The sequence below is a fragment of the Dactylosporangium thailandense genome, from assembly GCF_059739745.1.
The window spans coordinates 992,516-1,009,511 of the sequence record NZ_AP029195.1; the positions used below are offsets into that span (position 1 = coordinate 992,516).

Annotated in this window: 17 protein-coding genes; 15 read left to right on the forward strand and 2 right to left on the reverse strand. The window is 72.8% G+C overall.

The window, feature by feature from the left end; translation table 11 throughout:
* Genes AC6JBM_RS04200 through AC6JBM_RS04210 form a run of 3 tightly spaced genes read left to right on the forward strand, consistent with a single transcriptional unit; the run spans position 1 to position 2,894 of the window.
* Positions 1 to 1,167, forward strand: a complete 1,167-nt coding sequence (locus tag AC6JBM_RS04200) for an ABC transporter ATP-binding protein (protein ID WP_497982300.1) — start codon at positions 1 to 3, stop codon at positions 1,165 to 1,167.
* Complete coding sequence (locus AC6JBM_RS04205) at positions 1,164 to 2,111, forward strand: alcohol dehydrogenase catalytic domain-containing protein (RefSeq protein WP_497982301.1); 948 nt, start codon at positions 1,164 to 1,166, stop codon at positions 2,109 to 2,111. Before AC6JBM_RS04200 ends, AC6JBM_RS04205 begins: the two co-directional genes overlap by 4 nt.
* A gap of 60 nt (positions 2,112 to 2,171) precedes the next feature.
* On the forward strand, positions 2,172 to 2,894 hold the full coding sequence (locus AC6JBM_RS04210) for an SDR family NAD(P)-dependent oxidoreductase (RefSeq protein WP_497982302.1): 723 nt from the start codon (positions 2,172 to 2,174) through the stop codon (positions 2,892 to 2,894).
* Positions 2,895 to 3,027: 133 nt separating this feature from the next.
* Here the strand turns inward: AC6JBM_RS04210 and AC6JBM_RS04215 are convergent, their stop codons facing one another.
* Positions 3,028 to 3,879 (reverse strand): amidohydrolase family protein, encoded by an 852-nt coding sequence (locus AC6JBM_RS04215; protein ID WP_497982303.1) that lies wholly within the window; start codon positions 3,877 to 3,879, stop codon positions 3,028 to 3,030.
* 111 nt (positions 3,880 to 3,990) lie between these two features.
* On the opposite strand from AC6JBM_RS04215, the gene AC6JBM_RS04220 reads away from it, so the two are divergent.
* The 6 genes from AC6JBM_RS04220 to AC6JBM_RS04245 all read left to right on the forward strand — a co-directional run bounded on the left by AC6JBM_RS04220 (position 3,991) and on the right by AC6JBM_RS04245 (position 9,738).
* Positions 3,991 to 5,235: a M20 metallopeptidase family protein gene (locus AC6JBM_RS04220; protein WP_497982304.1), complete on the forward strand. Its 1,245-nt coding sequence runs from the start codon at positions 3,991 to 3,993 to the stop codon at positions 5,233 to 5,235.
* Entirely contained in the window at positions 5,232 to 6,221 is a 990-nt protein-coding gene (locus AC6JBM_RS04225) for a Gfo/Idh/MocA family protein (RefSeq protein ID WP_497982305.1), read from the forward strand. Before AC6JBM_RS04220 ends, AC6JBM_RS04225 begins: the two co-directional genes overlap by 4 nt.
* 20 nt (positions 6,222 to 6,241) lie before the next feature.
* On the forward strand, positions 6,242 to 7,537 hold the full coding sequence (locus tag AC6JBM_RS04230; RefSeq protein ID WP_497982306.1) for an ABC transporter substrate-binding protein: 1,296 nt from the start codon (positions 6,242 to 6,244) through the stop codon (positions 7,535 to 7,537).
* A gap of 76 nt (positions 7,538 to 7,613) precedes the next feature.
* Complete coding sequence (locus tag AC6JBM_RS04235; RefSeq protein ID WP_497982307.1) at positions 7,614 to 8,570, forward strand: carbohydrate ABC transporter permease; 957 nt, start codon at positions 7,614 to 7,616, stop codon at positions 8,568 to 8,570.
* Complete coding sequence (locus AC6JBM_RS04240; protein ID WP_497982308.1) at positions 8,567 to 9,403, forward strand: carbohydrate ABC transporter permease; 837 nt, start codon at positions 8,567 to 8,569, stop codon at positions 9,401 to 9,403. Before AC6JBM_RS04235 ends, AC6JBM_RS04240 begins: the two co-directional genes overlap by 4 nt.
* Positions 9,400 to 9,738 carry an L-rhamnose mutarotase gene (locus AC6JBM_RS04245; RefSeq protein ID WP_497982309.1) on the forward strand — a complete coding sequence of 113 codons (339 nt, stop codon included), beginning with the start codon at positions 9,400 to 9,402 and terminating at the stop codon, positions 9,736 to 9,738. Before AC6JBM_RS04240 ends, AC6JBM_RS04245 begins: the two co-directional genes overlap by 4 nt.
* Before the next feature lie 59 nt (positions 9,739 to 9,797).
* On the opposite strand, the gene AC6JBM_RS04250 is transcribed toward AC6JBM_RS04245, so the two are convergent.
* Entirely contained in the window at positions 9,798 to 10,928 is a 1,131-nt protein-coding gene (locus tag AC6JBM_RS04250; protein ID WP_497982310.1) for a mandelate racemase/muconate lactonizing enzyme family protein, read from the reverse strand.
* A gap of 133 nt (positions 10,929 to 11,061) precedes the next feature.
* Between AC6JBM_RS04250 and AC6JBM_RS04255 the strand changes: the two genes are divergently transcribed.
* The 6 genes from AC6JBM_RS04255 to AC6JBM_RS04280 are packed head-to-tail and all read left to right on the forward strand — an operon-like array spanning position 11,062 to position 16,985.
* A complete protein-coding gene (locus AC6JBM_RS04255) occupies positions 11,062 to 11,997 on the forward strand; it encodes a thiamine pyrophosphate-dependent dehydrogenase E1 component subunit alpha (protein WP_497982311.1) in 936 nt (311 codons plus the stop codon).
* The gene (locus AC6JBM_RS04260; protein WP_497982312.1) at positions 11,990 to 12,967 is read left to right on the forward strand and encodes an alpha-ketoacid dehydrogenase subunit beta; all 978 of its coding nucleotides are present in this window, start codon (positions 11,990 to 11,992) and stop codon (positions 12,965 to 12,967) included. The genes AC6JBM_RS04255 and AC6JBM_RS04260 overlap by 8 nt, the downstream gene beginning before the upstream one ends.
* The gene (locus AC6JBM_RS04265; RefSeq protein ID WP_497982313.1) at positions 12,964 to 13,731 is read left to right on the forward strand and encodes an SDR family NAD(P)-dependent oxidoreductase; all 768 of its coding nucleotides are present in this window, start codon (positions 12,964 to 12,966) and stop codon (positions 13,729 to 13,731) included. The genes AC6JBM_RS04260 and AC6JBM_RS04265 overlap by 4 nt, the downstream gene beginning before the upstream one ends.
* Before the next feature lie 43 nt (positions 13,732 to 13,774).
* Positions 13,775 to 15,097, forward strand: a complete 1,323-nt coding sequence (locus tag AC6JBM_RS04270) for a hypothetical protein (protein WP_497982314.1) — start codon at positions 13,775 to 13,777, stop codon at positions 15,095 to 15,097.
* Positions 15,094 to 15,393: a YciI family protein gene (locus AC6JBM_RS04275; RefSeq protein ID WP_497982315.1), complete on the forward strand. Its 300-nt coding sequence runs from the start codon at positions 15,094 to 15,096 to the stop codon at positions 15,391 to 15,393. Before AC6JBM_RS04270 ends, AC6JBM_RS04275 begins: the two co-directional genes overlap by 4 nt.
* On the forward strand, positions 15,393 to 16,985 hold the full coding sequence (locus AC6JBM_RS04280) for a hypothetical protein (RefSeq protein WP_497982316.1): 1,593 nt from the start codon (positions 15,393 to 15,395) through the stop codon (positions 16,983 to 16,985). The genes AC6JBM_RS04275 and AC6JBM_RS04280 overlap by 1 nt, the downstream gene beginning before the upstream one ends.
* Positions 16,986 to 16,996 lie beyond the last annotated feature (11 nt).

Here is a 16,996-nt window from a genome sequence, read left to right on the forward strand (position 1 = left end):
ATGCCAGCCATCGCGTTCCGGGGCATCCGGAAGTCCTACGGCGACACACCGGTCATCCACGAGTTCTCCACGGAGATCCCGGACCGGGAGTTCCTGGTGCTGCTCGGCCCGTCCGGGTGTGGAAAGTCCACCATGCTGCGCATGATCGCCGGGCTCATCGACATCACCAGCGGTGACCTGCTCTTCGACGGCCAGCGGGTCAACGACCTGGAACCCAAGCAGCGCAACGTCGCGTTCGTCTTCCAGTCCTACGCGCTCTACCCGCACAAGACGGTGCGGGCCAACATCGCCTTTCCGCTGTTGATGAGCCGCTTCCGCTGGTGGCAGCACATCCCGGTGGTCGGCATGGTGGCGCGCTGGCGGGCGATGCGCGACCCCGCGATCACCACGAGCATCGAGCAGATCGCCGCGACGATGGAGCTCACGCCCTACCTCGACCGCCGGCCGCGCACGCTGTCCGGCGGGCAGCGGCAGCGGGTCGCACTGGCCCGGGCTCTGGTTCGGGAGCCCTCGATCTATCTGCTGGACGAGCCGCTGTCCAACCTGGACGCCAAGCTGCGGGCGCAGATGCGCACCGAGATCACGGCGCTGCACCGGCGTGTGGGAGCGAGCTTCATCTACGTGACGCACGACCAGGTCGAGGCGATGACCATGGGTACCCGCATCATCCTGCTCAACGACGGCGTCGTGCAGCAGAGCGGGACCCCGCAGGAGATCTACGACGAGCCGGCGAACACCTTCGTGGCCCGGTTCATCGGTTCGCCGGCGATGAACCTCGTGCCGGTCACGGTCCAGGGCGGACAGGCCACGATCGACGGCGGTACGACCGTGCCCGCCGGCGGGGTGCCCGACGGGACGGCCCTGCTGGGCGTGCGGGCGGAGAAGGTGCGGATCGCCGCGACGGGCCCCGGCCTGCCGGCCCGGGTGGCGGTGGTGGAACGGCTGGGCGCCGAAACCGTGATCGGGTTCCGGCTCGGGCTTGCCGCCAACAGCGAGGAGCTCGGCGCGGCCGCCGTGCGTGACCTGCACTACGCGAAGGTCCCGGGTGACGCCGGCCTCGCCGTCGACGACGAGTGCCGGGTGCTGCTCGACCTGAGCGGCGCCTGCTGGTTCGACAGTCACAGCGGTGCGCGCATCGGCGCGCGGAAGGATGTGCGCGTCGCATGAAAGCACTGCTCTACGCCGGGCCGCTCGAACTCGTCGTCACCGATCTCGACGCTCCGGCCCCGGCCGGCGACGAGGTGCTGGTGCGGGTGGCCGCGGCCGGGGTCTGCGGATCCGAGGTGGAGGGTTTCGCCACCCAGAGTCCGTTCCGCAAGCCGCCACTGGTGATGGGCCACGAGTTCGCCGGGCACCGGGTCGACGACGGGACCCTGGTCACGGTCAATCCGCTGGTGGCGTGTGGCGATTGCGGCAACTGCCGGCGCGGCAGGACGAACATCTGCGACAACCGCAGCATCCTCGGGATCAACCGGGCGGGCGGCTTCGCCGAGTACGTGGCCGTGCCACGAGCCAACGTGCACCCGCTGCCGGCCGGTGTGTCCCCGCAGCGCGGCGCGTTCGTCGAACCCATGGCCAACGCCGTGCACGCCGCGAACCTGGTCGCCGACCGGCTCGTCCCCGGCGCCCGGGTCGGCGTGATCGGAGCCGGCATGCTGGGCACAGCGGTGCTGCTGGTGCTCCGCAGCCGCGGCCTGACCGGCATCCACGTCGCCGACCTGGCCGAACAGCGGCTGGCGAGCGCGGTCGAGGCGGGCGCCGGCCGCACCGGGCAGCGGCTGACCGGCGCCTTCGACGTCATCGTGGACACGGTGGGCACGGCCGGGACCCGGGCCGACTCCGTCGCCCTGCTGCATCCGGGCGGTGCCGCGGTCTGGCTCGGCCTGCATGCCGCGGAGTCCGATGTGGACTGCCGGGCGATGATCCGGGGTGAGAAGGCGGTCCTGGCCAGCTTCTGCTACACCGCCGCGGAGTTCGCGGCGGCAGTGCCGCTGGTCGCCGCCGTCGACGAGGACTGGCTGGAGCTTCGAGACCTCGCCGACGGTGTCGAGGTGTTCGAGGCGCTGATGCGAGGCCCATCGGCACGCATCAAGACGATGCTGGTGCCCTGACCGCGGGGTGTCCCAATTCCTCGTCGCGGCGAAAGCCGGGAGTCTGCTCGGGAGGGTTCGATGAGCCGTACGGTGGTGGTGGCAGGCGGCGGCACCGGCATCGGCCGGGCGGTCGCCGCGACGTTCGTCGGGAGCGGCGACCGGGTGGTCCTGGTGGGCCGGCGCGAGCCGACGCTGCGCGCCGCGGCGGAGACGCTCGGCCCCGCGGCGACCTGGGTCGCCGCCGACCTGAGCACGGCGGACGGTGCCGCGCGGGTGGCCGGCGCGGTGGACCGGGTGCACGTGATCGTGGCAGGCGCCGGCGGCACCGCTGCGGCGGTGCCGTCCGAACTGGACGCCATCGCCCGGGAGTGGCGTGCCGACTTCGACCAGAACGTGCTGACCTGCGTGCTGCTGGTGGCCGCGCTGCGGCCAAAGCTGGCCGAGCAGGGCCGGGTGATCGGCATCGGCTCGATCGGCGCCCAGCTCGGCAGCGGCTACAGCGGCTCGTACGGCGCGGCAAAGGCGGCCCTGCACGCGTGGATCTTCTGGCTCGCCGCGGAACTGGGGCCGGCCGGGGCCACCGCCAACCTGGTGCTGCCCGGATACGTGCCGGACACCGAGTTCTTCGGTGACCGGATGAACCCGCGGTTCCACCAGGCCAGGGTCGACCGCACGCTGGTCGGACGCGCCGGTACGCCCGAGGACGTGGCGTCCGTCGTGAACTTCCTGGCCTCGCCCGGGGCATCGTTCATCACCGGGCAGCTGGTGGGGGTCAACGGGGGAACGGTACTGGGACGATGAGCCGCTGGCCGCCTCACCCGCACCGGCCCGCAGGTTAGGTGCGGTGGTCGTTGCCGGGGGTCGCGCCTGTCCGCGATCGGTTCGCGACGCTGTCGGCGGCGCTCGAGTTGCGGCGGTCCTCCTGCCGTGGGGATCAGCCCGGCGCGGTGCCGGTGCGCCGGCGGTGCCGGTCGAGGATCCGCAGGAGATTGCCGCCGAAGATCTTGTCCCGGTCGGCCGCGCCGAGGTGCCGGGCCGCCGGCGGGTCGATCGTCTGGGCGAACGACACCGCGTCGAGGCTGGGCGCGAAGTCCGAGCCCCACAAGAGCCGTTCGGCGCCGAATGACCGCAGTGTCAGCTCCACGAACGGTGTCGCGGCCAGGTGCGGGTAGGCGTGCTGCGGCTCGCTGATCGCGTACAGCCCGGAGAGCTTGACCCCCACATGCGCAAGCCGGGCCAGGTGCAGCAGCGGCTCGAGCGTGCGGGCCGCCTGCTCCGGGTCGGGTCGCGGGGCCGGCCCGGGCAGGCCGAGGTGGCTGAAGAGCACGCTGCAGCCGTCCAGCGCGGCCACTGCCCCGCCGATGACGCCGGTCGCCGGCGGGGGCGCGTTCAGGCTCACGACGGCGCCGCGCTCGTTGAGCAGCCGGACGACCGCCGGGGACCAGCGCGTGAACGCGTCGGCCGCGGTGGCGTCCGGGAGGTAGACGGCCACGCCGACGAAGCCCTGGGCGAACCGGCGGCGCATCTCGTCCGGTGCCGGGCCGGCGGCGGGGACGTAGGCCAGCGGGGCGATCCAGGGATGCCGCCCGGCCAGGGCCGCCAGATGGTCGTTGTTGCCGGTGAAGCGGGGCTCGCCCTCGTAGCCGACGACGAGCGCGGTGCCGATGCCGTGCTCGCGGCGAAGTCCCTGGTAGACGGCCAGTTCATCGCCTCCGGCGGGCGATCGTCCGTAGCGGCCGGGGTAGCCGTCGGCGAACAGGTGGATGTGGGCGTCGGCGCGGTCCATGGGCCGCAACGATAACGGATCCCGGAGGGGCCATTGACTCGGCACGCATGGTCATTTAGGTTCTGTCTCAATTAGGTCCGGATTATCGCCGACGGCAAGGGGGCGGGTCGCGTGGGGCTGGCTGGGGACGAGGTCGATCGGCTGGTGGGGCTGCGCCGCGAGCTTCACCAACATCCCGAGCTGCGCTTCACCGAGCATCGCACGGGCGCCGTCCTCGCCGGTCGGCTGGCGGGCATGGCCGAAATTCAGACCGGCGTCGCGGGGACCGGTCTGGTCGTCTACCTTCCCGGGCGCCAGGACGGCCCCGCCGTGCTGCTTCGGGCCGATATGGATGCCTATCCCGTCGCCGACGCGAAGGACGTGGCCTACGCCTCGCGCAACCCCGGCGTCTGTCACGCCTGCGGGCACGACGTGCACATGACGGTCGCCTACGGCGTCGCCGCCCGCTTCGCCGCCGAGCCGGCCGCGCGCGGGTCGCTCACCGTGCTGTTCCAGCCGGCCGAGGAGATCCCGTTCGGCGAGCGGTCGGGCGCCGCCACGGTGCTGGCGGAGGGCGTCCTCGCCGGGCGCCGGTTCGACGCCGTCCTCGGGCTGCACTGCTGGCCCGACCTGCCGGCCGGGACGATCGGCATCGACCGGTCGACGGCGATGGCTGCCAAGGACGCCTTCCGGGTCGTCCTGCACGGTCGCGCCGCGCACGCCGCCACACCGGCCCGCGGCCGGGACGCCATTCTCGGGCTGAGCAACGTGGTCAGCGCCGTGCACGGCGCCGTGGCCCGTGCCCGGGACCCCCACGAGCTCGTGGCGTTCAACATCGGCACGATCGCGGGCGGTGCCACCCAGAGCCTCGTGGCGGACCGGGCCGAGGCCACCGGCACGCTGCGCACCCACGACGCCGACACCCGAGCCCGGCTCAAGACGGTCATCGAGCGGCTCGCCCGCCAGCAGGCCGGCGCGTTCGACCTCGGCATCGACTTCACCTGGGCCAACGAGATGCCCGCCATCCGCAACGCGCCCGAGCTGGTCGCGCTCGCCCACGCCGAGCTGCCCTCGGTGGTGGCCGTCGCGGACCTCGCCGAGCCCCCGCTGACCACCGACGACTTCGCGCTGCTGGGCGCGCTCGGCCCCAGCCTGTACCTCAAGCTCGGCGTCGGCGGCGGTTCCGGCGGGGCGCCGCTGCACTCCGCCGGCTTCGACGTCGACGAGCGCTGCCTGCCGGCCGGCGTCGCGGCGCTGGAGCGCCTGACCCGGGCGGTCCTCGCCGGTCGGGTGTCCGCACCGGACCCCCAGGGACCGCGAGCCGTCGAGGCGGGCGCCGACCAGGCGGCCGGCGGCATCACGGCGGTCTCCCCATGAGCGCCCCCGAGGTCGCCGTCGTCGGCGCCGGAGCCTTCGGCGAACGGCACGTGGCCGCCTACCGCTCGCTCGGGGTACCGGTCGCGGCCCTCGTCGACCCGGATCCCGCCGCCCGCGAACGGCTGTGCGACCGGTACGGCGTACCGCGGGCGTTCGCGACCGTCGAGGAGCTGCTCGCGGCCGAGCCGCCGCAGGCCGCGTCGGTGTGCTCGCCCGGCGCCACGCACCGCCCGATCGCCACCGCCCTGCTGCACGCCGGCGTCCCGGTGCTCGTGGAGAAGCCGCTGGCGACCACCGTCGCCGACGCCGAGGCGATCGTCGCGGCCGCCGCGTCCACCGGCGTGCTCTGCCAGCCCGGCCACCTGCTGCGCTTCGCCGGCCCGTACCGGGCGCTGCACGACTCGGTGCGCACCGGTCAGCTCGGCGACGTGCTGGCCGTCTCGTCCCGCCGGGACCGGCCGCGCACACTCAGCCGGCTGTTCCCGAACGATCATCCCGCGCTGCTGACCGCGGTGCACGACATCGACCTCGCGCTCTGGTACGCCGGTTCGCGCGTCGTCGAGGTGCGCGCGGTCGCCCAGAGCCGAGCCGGGATCGTCCCACCGGTCTTGGTTTGGGCGGAGCTTCGGCACGCCAACGGCGTCGTGTCGTCGATCCGCAACAGCTACCTGCTGCCCGAGGCCACCTTCAACCACACGTTCGATTCGGTCGAGGTGTACGGCACCGAAGGGGTCGCCCAGGTCGACCTCGCGCACCCGACCCTGATGCTCCAGGCCGCACAGGCCGAGGCGCCCGACTGGCTGCTGTCCCCGTCCACCGGCGGCGGAGCGCTCGCCGCCGAACTGCGGCACTTCCTCGACCGCGTCGCCGGCACCGAGCCGGACGCGGTCGTGCCGCTGGCCGACGGCCTGCACGTCGTGCGGGTCGCGGCGGCCGTCGTCGACAGCGCCACCGCCGGCGGTGTGCTCCGCCGGATCCCTTCCTGAACCCCCAGACAGGAGCATTGATGTTGCGACGCAGGATTGTGAGCGTTCTCGCCTGCGCGGTCGCGGCCGCCGGGCTGCTGACCGGTTGCGGTGGCGACAATGCGGCCGACGGCCCGGTCACCCTCAAGGTGCTGACCTGGGAGCCGGGCGGCGCCGAGTACTGGAAGCAGGTGAAGTCGGCGTTCGAGGCCGGCCACCCGGACATCAAGCTCGAGATGCAGGCCGTTCCCTTCGACAAGTATCCGGAGGTGCAGGGGCCGTACGTCACCTCGCAGTCCGGCCCGGACGTGATGGCCAACAACGCCGGCCTGGAGCTGTTCGACCGGCGCGTGGCGTACGAGCCGCTCGGTGACCGGATCAAGGAGATCGGCAAGGATCTCGTCACCTACAGCGGCGCCTGCGAGGGCTTCGACCCGAGCAAGACCTGCTACGGCGTGCCGTTCTCCTACCAGGGCAACGTCCTGTACTTCAACAAGCAGGTGCTCAAGGCCGCCGGCCTCGACCCGGAGAAGCCCCCGGCGACGTGGGACGAGTTCAGCGCCGCGTGCGACGCGGTGAAGAACGCCGGCAAGACCTGCCTCGCGCTCGGCCTGTCGGGGACCTTCCCCGCGTACTGGGACTTCCCCGAGATCGCGCGCAACTACCTCAGCGAGGACGACATCCGCGGGCTGCTGGCCGGCACCCTGTCGTGGAAGGACCCGAAGCTGGTCTCGGTGCTGGAGAAGCTGGCCGAGATCACCACCAAGGGCTGGGCCAACAAGAACGCTCCGTCGATCACGATGCTGCCCGACGGCGCCGACATCTTCCAGCGCGGCGACGCCGCCTTCGCCGGCACCATCATCTCCGACGCGGTGAACTGGGAGGCGTTCGGCAAGGCGCTCGGCGACGAGAACCTCGGCGTCACCCGCTGGCCGGTCATCAACCCCGGCGCGCCGCTGGCGCAGAAGTTCTCCGGCATCGAAGGCGCCGTCTACGGCGTCACGAAGTGGAGCAAGCAGAAGCCGGCCGGCCTGGAGTTCATCAGCTGGCTCGCCGGCAAGGAGAACGGCGAGCTGTGGGTGAAGTACGGCAAGGGCCAGCCGCTGAACAAGACCGTCGACAAGGCGCTGCTGCCGACGTCGCCGTCGTTCCTGAAGATCCAGGAGCTGGTCGCCCAGCCGACCCTGCACTCGGGCGTCATGCTCTCCGGCCCGGAGGCCGACGCGCTGGCACGCGGCTGGCAGCAGGTCACGCTGGGGCAGCTCACCGTCGACAAGTGGGCCGAGCAGATGCAGCAGGCGCTGGAGCGCAGCCCCACCAAGCGACAGAGTAAGTGATCCCACCGGGCGGGGCGGCGCTGTGCCGCCCCGCCCGGGCAACGTTCTCGCAACCGCCAGCGCCGAAGGGAACAGCATGACGATCGCCACCGAGCCGGCGTCGAGGCCGGCGTCCGGACCGGCGGCCGCAACCACCGCACACCGCAGGCGGCCCGACCGGATGCGGCAGTGGTGGCTGGGTGCCGCCCTGGTGTTCCCCGCGCTCGCCCTCGCGGTGACCTTCAAGCTGGTGCCGCTGGGGCGTGGCGTGGCGACCAGCCTCGAGTCGTCCGGCGGGTTCGACGGCTCGTCGTTCGCCGGCGCCGACAACTACACCCGCATGTTCGACGACGGGATGGTCCTCTCCAGCTTCCGCAACGCGCTCATGGTGGTCGCGACGCTGCCGTTGTGGATTCTGCTGCCGCTGGTGCTCGCGCTGTTCATCCACCAGCGCATCCCGGGCTGGAAGCTGTTCCGGGCGATCTACTTCATCCCGTACACCATCGCGCCGATCGTCGTGGGCATCATGTTCCGGCAGATCCTCGCCCCCGACGGGCCGCTCAACGCCGGGCTGCGCAAGGTCGGGCTGGAACCGCTCGCGATCGAGTGGCTCAACGGGCGGTACAGCGCCCTGTTCTCGCTCGTCGCGGTGGCGGTCTGGAGCTTCTTCGGGCTCGGGGTCATGACGTACCTCGCCGGGCTCTCCACGATCCCCGGCGAGGTCCTCGAGGCCGCGTACCTCGACGGCGCCGGCTTCTGGCGCCGGCTGTTCTCCGTCGTCGTGCCGATGCTGCGCCCGACCGTCGCGTACTGGGGCGTGCTGTGCGCCTCGGGCGCGCTGATCTGGCTCTTCCCGCTCATCTACGCCCTGACGCAGGGCGGGCCGGGCGATGCCACCATGCTGCCGGAGTACCTGGTCTTCCTGACCACGTTCCAGTTCCTCGACCGCGGCTACGGCTCGGCGATCGGCATCGCGTTGTTCGTGTTCGTCGCGCTGGTGTCGATCTTCAGTGTCCGGCACATGTTCAAGGAAGGGACCTCGAAGCCGCGATGACGAGGCGTACCACGGCCCGGGCCGGCCGTTACCTGCTCAGCTTCGTGCTGGTCGTCGTCGCCGTGGCGGCGCTGTACCCGCTGCTGTTCACCATCGTCAGCTCGCTCAAGACGCAGGGCGGCTTCGCCCGCGATCCGCTGGGCCTGCCCACCGACGGGGTGACGCTGTCGAACTACCTCGAGGCGTTCCGCCGGATGGACATGCCGCGGCTGCTGCTGAACTCGCTCGTGACCACGATCGGCGGGGTGGTGCTGTCGATCCTCGCGGCGCTGCTGGCCGCGTACGCGGTGACCAAGATCCGCTTCCGCGGCGGCCGGCTGGTGTTCCTGCTCATCATCGTGACGCTGACGATCCCGAGCCAGGCCATCATCTACCCGCTCTACCAGACGGTGCTCGACCTGGGCATGTCCGGGCAGTACCAGGGGCTGATCCTGGCCTTCGCCGCGTTCGGGCTGCCGCTGGGCACCTACCAGCTCGCCGGCTATTTCCAGCAGGTGCCCGACGAGCTCATCGAGGCGGCCCGCGTCGACGGCGCCGGCCACTTCACCATCCTGTTCCGCCTGCTCGCCCCGATCGCCGCGCCGGCGCTGTCGGCGCTGGCCATCTTCAACTTCGTCTGGATGTGGAACGACCTGCTGCTGCCGCTGGTCATCATGGGCGGTTCGGACCGCAAGACCCTCATGGTGGGGGTGTCGCTGCTGACCGGGCAGTACGACGTGTCGGTACCCCTCGTCAGCGCCGGGCTCATCGTCGCGCTGCTGCCGGTGCTCATCGTGTACCTGGTGTTCCAGCGCCAGCTCGTCGCCGGTGCCCTGGCGGGGTCGGGCAAGTGACCGCGCCGGGGGAGCAGGTGTGCTACGTGTACCGGCTGCGGCCGGGCGCCGAGGAGGAGTACGAGCGCCGGCACGAGCGGATCTGGCCGGAGCTGTCGGCGCTGCTGGACGAGGCCGGCATGTACGACTACAGCATCTTCCGGCACGGTTCGCTGCTGATCTGCGTGCTGCGGACCCGATGCGGGTTCGCGCACGCCCAGCGGGTCACCGCTGCCTCGCCGGTGCAGGCGCGCTGGACCGCGTCGCTGACGCACCTGTTCGCCGAGATCGCCGACGCCGAGGGTGAGCCGCTGTGGGCGCATCGGGTCTTCCGCCACGACGGCGCTCCCGCCTGAGGGCCGAGCGGCCGTGTGCCGACGGCGGCGGTCGGCCGACCGCCGCCGTTGCCGTGTGCTCAGACGGCGTAGGCGACCGAGCCGTCGGAGCGGACCGGGATCTTCCACAGTGGACGGCCGGTCAGGTCGAGCGGCTCGGCGTCGGTCAGGTCGAGCGTGACCCCGAGCCCCGGCTCCTGCGGCACGGGCAGGAACCCGCCCTCGCGGCGCACGCACGCCCGCGCCGGCCCGTCGGCGAGCAGGTCGTCCAGCGGGGAGTACTCCTGGACCACGAAGTTCGGGATGGCCGTGTCGAGCTGGACCGAGGCCATGGTGAGCAGCGGGCCGAGGCAGTTGTGGGTGACCACGGCGGCGTGGTGCGCCTCGGCGATCGCGGCGATCTTCCGGGCGTGGCTGAGCCCGCCGGCGAGGCCGACGTCGGGCCGCACGTACTGCGCCCCGCCCTGGGCCAGCAGCTCCTTGAACTCCCAGATGGTGTGCAGCCGCTCGCCGTTGGCCACCGGCACGCCCAGCGCGCGCCGTGCGACCTCGGCCTGGCCGCTGATGCTGTCGATCTGGATCGGGTCCTCGACCAGCAGGGGGTGGTGGCGGCCCAGGGCCGGGATCACCGCCTCGGCCTGCAGCGGCGTGAGCTTGCGGTGCAGCTCGATGAGCAGGTCCACGTCGGTGCCGACGCTGTCGCGCACCGCCGCCGTCGCCGCCTCGGTGTCGGCGACCAGCCGGGCGAGTGAGACGTCGCCGTAGTTCGCCGGCAGCGGGTCGAACTTGACCGCGGTGAACCCGTCCGCGACCGCGGCGGCGGCCTGGGCGGCCAGCTGCTCGGCGCCGGTTCCGCCCAGCAGCAGGTGCAGCCGGATCCGGTCGCGGCACCTTCCGCCGAGCAGCTGCCACACCGGCACCCCGAGCGCCTTGCCCTTGAGGTCCCACAGGGCGAGGTCGACGGCGGAGACGGCGGCGGAGAGCACCGAGCCGCGGAAGGGCCCCATCCGGTACAGGTGGTGCCAGTGGTGCTCGATCCGCGACGGGTCGGCGCCCAGCAGGTACGGCCGGAACGACTCCACGACCGCGTGCACCGCGGCGGGGTATCCCCAGCACGCGGACTGCCCGGCGCCCACCAGTCCGTCGTCGGTGTGGACGGTGACGAAGTGGGCGTCACCCAGCACAACCGACTCGATCGAAGCGATCTCCATCGTCCCGCTCCCAATTTGAGACTAATAACGGCCACAATCTCTTCATCGCACTCTTCCATAGCGCTGTAGCTTTGGTCTAGGCTCACCGGCGAACGAGCCAAAATACGGCTCATAAAGCTTCAGTGGGGGTGCGATGAGTCTGGCGGACGACTACCGGCTGATGGCCCGGATCCGCCGGTTCGAGGAGCGGCTGATGTCGCTCAAGGACGCCGGCGAGGTCCCGGGCTCGATCCACCTGTGCAACGGGCAGGAAGCGATCCCGGTCGGTGCGTGCCGGGTGCTGCGCGACACCGACTACGTGTCGGCCACGTATCGCGGCCACGGCTGGGCCCTGGCCCGCGGCGTCGACCTGACGGCGCTGTTCGCCGAGATCATGGGGCGCGACTCCGCGCTGTGCGGCGGCCGGGCGGCCTCGCCCTACCTGTCCGACGCCTCCCGCCGGTTCGTCGGCGAGAACTCGATCGTCGGCGCCGGCGTGCCGATCGCCGCCGGCGCCGCGCTGACCGCCCGGCACCGCGGCGCGGGTGAGGTGTCCGTCGTGTCCATCGGGGACGGCGCGATGAACCAGGGCAACGTCCACGAGGCGATCAACCTCGCCGCCGTGCTGGACCTGCCGCTGGTGCTGGTCGTGGAGAACAACGTCTACTCGGAGATGTCGCGCATCGAGGACATGGTCCGGGTCAAGCAGCTCGCCGAACGCGCCGCCGGCTACGGCATCCCGGGCAGCGTCGTGGACGGCAACGACCCGGACGCGGTGGCGCAGGCGGTCGGCACGGCGGTCGAACGGGCCCGCGCCGGCGCCGGCCCCTCCATCGTGGAGGCCATGACCGAGCGGCTGGTCGGGCACTACAGCGGCGACGCCCAGCAGTACCGGCCGGCCGGCGAGGTGGCCTCGGCGCGCGAGCGCGAGCCGCTGGCCCGCATCCGCCGTGCGGCCGACGCGCAGCTCACCGCCCAGCTCGACGCGATCGACGCGGAGGTGGCCGCCGAGATCGACGCGGCCGTCGACGCCGCCCGCGCCATCGACCTCCCCGACCCGGCGTCCGTCAAGGAGCACGTCTATGCCTGAGTCGCTGCGCTACATCCAGTCCGTGAACCAGGCGCTGCGCTGGGCGCTGGAGAGCCGATCCGACACCGTGTACTTCGGCGAGGACGTCGCGCTGCCCGGCGGGCCCTTCGGCGCCACCAAGGGCCTGCACAAGCAGTTCGGCTCCAGCCGCATCTTCGACACCCCGATCTCCGAGACCGGCTTCCTCGGCATGGCGCTCGGCGCGGCGATGACCGGGCTGCGGCCGATCGCCGAGATCATGTACGCCGACTTCGCCTTCGTCGCGATGGACCAGATCGTCAACCAGATCGCGAACACGCGATATGCCAGCGGCGGCCGGTGGGGGGCGCCGCTGGTGATCCGGATGCAGCAGGGGTACTCGCCCGGCGCGTGCGCCCAGCATTCGCACTCGCCCGAGGCGTACTTCGCGCACACCCCCGGCCTGCGGGTGGCGCTGCCGTCGAACCCCGACGACGCGTACCAGATGCTGCGCACCGCCGTCGAGTGCGACGACCCGGTCGTGGTGGCCGAGGCGAGGATGCTGTATCCCGTCCGCGGGGAGGTCCGCACCGACGCGCCCGTCGAGCCGATCGGCGGCGCGCGGGTCGTGCGCCCGGGCACGGACGTGACCGTGGTGGCCTGGTCCCGGCTCGTCCCGGTGGCCCTCGACGCGGCGGAAACCCTCGCCGCCGAGGGCATCGCGGTCGAGGTCGTCGATCTGCGCTGGCTCAACCCGCTCGACTTCGACACGGTCGCCGCGTCGATCGCCCGCACCGGCCGGCTGGTGGTGGCCCACGAGGCCAACCGCACCGGCGGCTTCGGCGCGGAGATCGCCGCCCGCGCGGCGGCGGAGTGTTTCGCCGACCTCCGTGCCCCGGTGGCTCGTGTCGCCGCCCCGGACGTGCCGATGCCGGCCGCGCCCGCGCTGCAGGCGGTGGTCGTGCCGGAGGCCTCGGCGGTCATCGACGCGGTCCGGAAGACGATCGGATGACGGGCGAGCCGGCACCGGCGGCCGGCATGCTGGCCGGTCAGCGCGTCGTCGTGGTCGGCGGCGCGTCCGGGATCGGCCGGGCAACGGTGGAGGCGGTCGCCGCCGCCGGCGGGGCGGTGGCGGTGCTGGACCGCGACGGCGACGGCGCCGAGGCCGCGGCGGCGCACGCCCGCGCGGCCGGCGTGCCGGCTTTCGCCCACGCCGTCGACATCGCCGACGAGACGCAGGTGGCCGCGGCCGTCGGCGCCGCGGTGGCCGACCTCGGCGGGGTCGACGCGCTGCTGCATGTCGCCGGCATCATGCAGGGGCAGGGCCTGGACGTGCGTGACCTCCCGCTCGACGTCTGGGCCCGGGTGATCGCGGTCAACCTTACCGGCCCGGTGCTGGTCGCCAAGCACACGGCGCGGCACATGGTCCCGGCCGGCCGGGGCGTCATGGTGTTCGTCGCATCGAGGGCCGGCGTCATCACCGGCTCGGGCTCGGTACCCTACGGCGCGAGCAAGGGAGGACTGCACGGCCTGGCGATGACGCTCGACCGCCAGCTCCGCCCGCACGGCATCCGCGTGCACACGCTGTGCCCCGGCGACATCGACACGCCGCTCATGCGACGCTCGCTCGACGAAGCGCAGCGCAACGGCGTCGATGCCGGTAGCGTGGCGCGGATCCAGGCGGAGCTGGGCCGGCCCGCGGACGTGGCCGCGGTGCTGGCACTGCTGGCCTCGCCGGTGGCGGGCGGGTTCGACGGCACCGTCTTCACCAGCTGAGCGCCGCCGGCCGGCAGGTGGGACCACAACACGGAGGCAGAACGTGATCGGGATCATCGGCCCGGAGGACTCGATCCAGCTGGTGCTGGAGGTGGCCAAGGGGGAGGGGCGTGCCGACGAGGTGACCGCCCGTGCGTACACCCGCCCGGAGCAGGCGCCGGCACTGGCCAAGGAGCTCGACGAGGTGTGCCAGGTGCTGCTGTTCACCGGACGGATCCCGTACGCGTTCGCCTCCGTGGCCGGCCCGCTCCGCGCCGAGATCGACTTCATGCCGCACGCGGGCATCGATCTGTACCGGACGCTGTCGCGCATGCTGATCGCCAACGCCGGCCGGTTGCCCCGGGTGAGCGTCGACACGATCGACAGCGCGACGGTCCGGGAGACCTACCACGACATCGACCTCGAGCCGCCGACCGACATCCGGCCGATCACCGACGCCGAGGGCCGCCTCTTCTCCACCCTGGACGAGATCACGGCGTACCACCGCGAGCGCTACGAGTCCGGCGCCGTCGAGGCCTGCATGACCTGCCTGGGCGCGGTGCACCGCGAGCTGAGCGCGGCCGGCGTGCCGGTCTGGCGGGTCGAGCACACGCGGGCCTCGGTCCGCGACGCGCTGCGCCGGGCGTGGCTCGCGGCCGAGGTCCGGCAGGCCCGCGGCACCCACATCGCGGTCATGCTGATCGCCCTGACCCAGCCACCGAGCCGGCCGCGCAACCCGTACGAGGCGGAGCGCGCGCAGCTGCGGCTGCGGGAGGCGCTGCTCGCGCACGCCGAGCGGATGCGCGGCCGGCTGACCACGCTGGACGATCACACCTTCCTCATCACCACCACGCGAGGGACCGTCGAGAGCGCGATCGCCCGGCAGCGGTCCGGGCACGCGTCGCTGCTGACGCTGCGGGGGATCGACCTGCCGCACACGGTCGGCTTCGGTGCCGGCGCCACCATCGCCGCCGCCGAGGACAACGCCCGCAAGGCCCTGGCCATGGGCGGCCAGGGCGGCCACACCCACGTGGTCTTCCCCGACGGGGAGGTCTACTCGACCGGCGAGACCGCCGTGCCGAAACGGTTGCGCGACACCGCTCCGGGCGTGCTGCGCATCTCCGAGCAGCTCGGTCTCGGCCCGCTGTCCACCCGGCGGCTGCTGGAGGCGCTGCACCAGATGGACGCCGGCGAGGTGACCGCCCGCAGCCTCGCCGACGCCTACGGCGTGGAGGTCCGTTCGGCCCGGCGGCTGCTCAACGCCCTGCGCGCCGCCGGCTTCGCCGAGGAGGCCGGGCTGCACATGAGCCCCGGGGCCGGCCGGCCCCAGACGGTCTACCGGGTGGCCCTGCAGCGACTCGTGGACGCGATCGGAGGCGAATCGTGAGGTTCGACCCGTACTTCCTCGTCACCGCCGCCTACGTGGCCGACGCCGCGCAACGCCGGGAGCCGCACCGCGCCGAGCACCTGGCGGGCGTGCGGCGGCTGATCGAGGACGGCACGTGCATCGTCGCCGGGGCGCTCGCCGACCTGTCGGCGTCGGTGCTGGTGGTCCGGGCCGAGGACGCCGGCGCCGCCCGGGCCCTGGCGGAGCGGGACCCCTACTGGCGCCACGGCGTGTGGACGTCCATCGAAGTCGCGCCGTTTCTCGCCGCGACGCGTGACAGCATCGGGAGGCAGTGATGAGCACGGCGATGCGACCGGCCCGCGGCGTCCGGGTGACCGGCGGCGAGGCCGCCCCGTTCGCGGCGGACCTGATCCGCGACGCGTTCGGCGGCGAGCACGCCGACGGGCTCCCGGTGCGGCTCGCGGTCGACGAGGCGCTGCCCGAGGCGGCGTACCGCATCCAGGTCCCGGCCGACGGTGCGGTGACCCTGACCGGCAGCCGCTTCGCCGGGCTGGTTCACGCCGCGCGTGACCTGGCCGGCCGGCTGACCCCGGCGGGCCTGCCGACCGGGTCGGTCGAGGATGCCCCGGGCCTGCCGCTGCGCACCCTGTGGACGTGGGACCACTCGACGAACTGGGACGACCGGCAGCTCGGCCGGCAGGAGATCGGCGCACTCAACCCGTACAGCAAGTCCGCCGAGGCCTTCGGCGCCGACTATCGCCGGCTGGTGGACTTCTGCAGCCGGGAGCGCATCGGCGCGGTCGTCGTCTACGGGCTGCTGCGCGACGCCCACGGCGGCGTGGAGGCCGCCCGCGAGCTGTGCGAATACGCGAACGCGCGCGGCGTGCGCATCCTCGCCGGCGTCGGCATCAACGCGTACGGCGGCATCTACTTCGACGGCCGGCACCGGTTCAACCTGGCCACCTGGCTGCGCCGGCGCCCCGACCTCGCCGCGGTCATGCCGCCGAAGATCGGGTTCGACATCGAGGAGTTCGGCGACCTGCACTTCCCGGCCAGCGACTACCAGATGGCCGCCTGCCCGTCGCACCCGGACAACCTCGCCTGGCACCGGGACGCGATCGCGTGGCTGCTCGACACGATTCCCGTCGGCGGGATCAACTTCGAGACCGGCGACTACGGCAGCTGCGCCTGCGACCGGTGCACCGCCCGGGCCGGCGGCGAGCGCACCTCCTGGTCGTACGAGGCGATGCGGGCCGTGTACCCCACGCTGCTGGAGGCCGCCCGGCGCCCGGGGCCGGGCGGTGCCCCGCTGCGACACCTGGTCGAGGTGTACTGGGACAACATCTTCGACCTCGAGGCGCAGCAACCGCTGGCCGATCTGCCCGACGACGTCGCCTACCAGTACTGCGTCAACCGCGGCTTCTGGCTCGAGCACCGCGACCGGCTGACCGCCGAGCACGTCTCCCGGCTGCCGCACACGACCAACGTGCTGCGCACGCACGCGGGCTCGCAGTGGAACCGGCAGCGCCACGCGTGGGTGCCCGAGCTGTTCGCGGACATGGCGGTGCGCGCCGCCACGGCCGGCATGCGCGGCCTGACCATCTTCGGCGAGCCGTCCGCCTACCACCCCACCAACGAGGTCAACTATCTCGCGTACGCCCGCTTCACCTGGAACCCGTCCCTGTCCTGGGAAGCGTTCTGGCGCGCCGAGGTCGCCCCGCGCTTCGGCGGCACCGCCGAGGCCGAGGCCTTCCGCGCGGGCACGCGGCTGCTCGACGACCCGTCCGCCGGCGGGCCGCTCGACCGGGTGCGCGGCGAAGCGTTGGACATCGCGGCGTCGACCAGCGGCGAGGTGCAGCGCCGGTGGCTGTGGCTGGCCGAACGCGCCTCCCGGTTCGCCCACGCCGGCGAGGCATCACGGGCCTGAGGGCGGGCCCG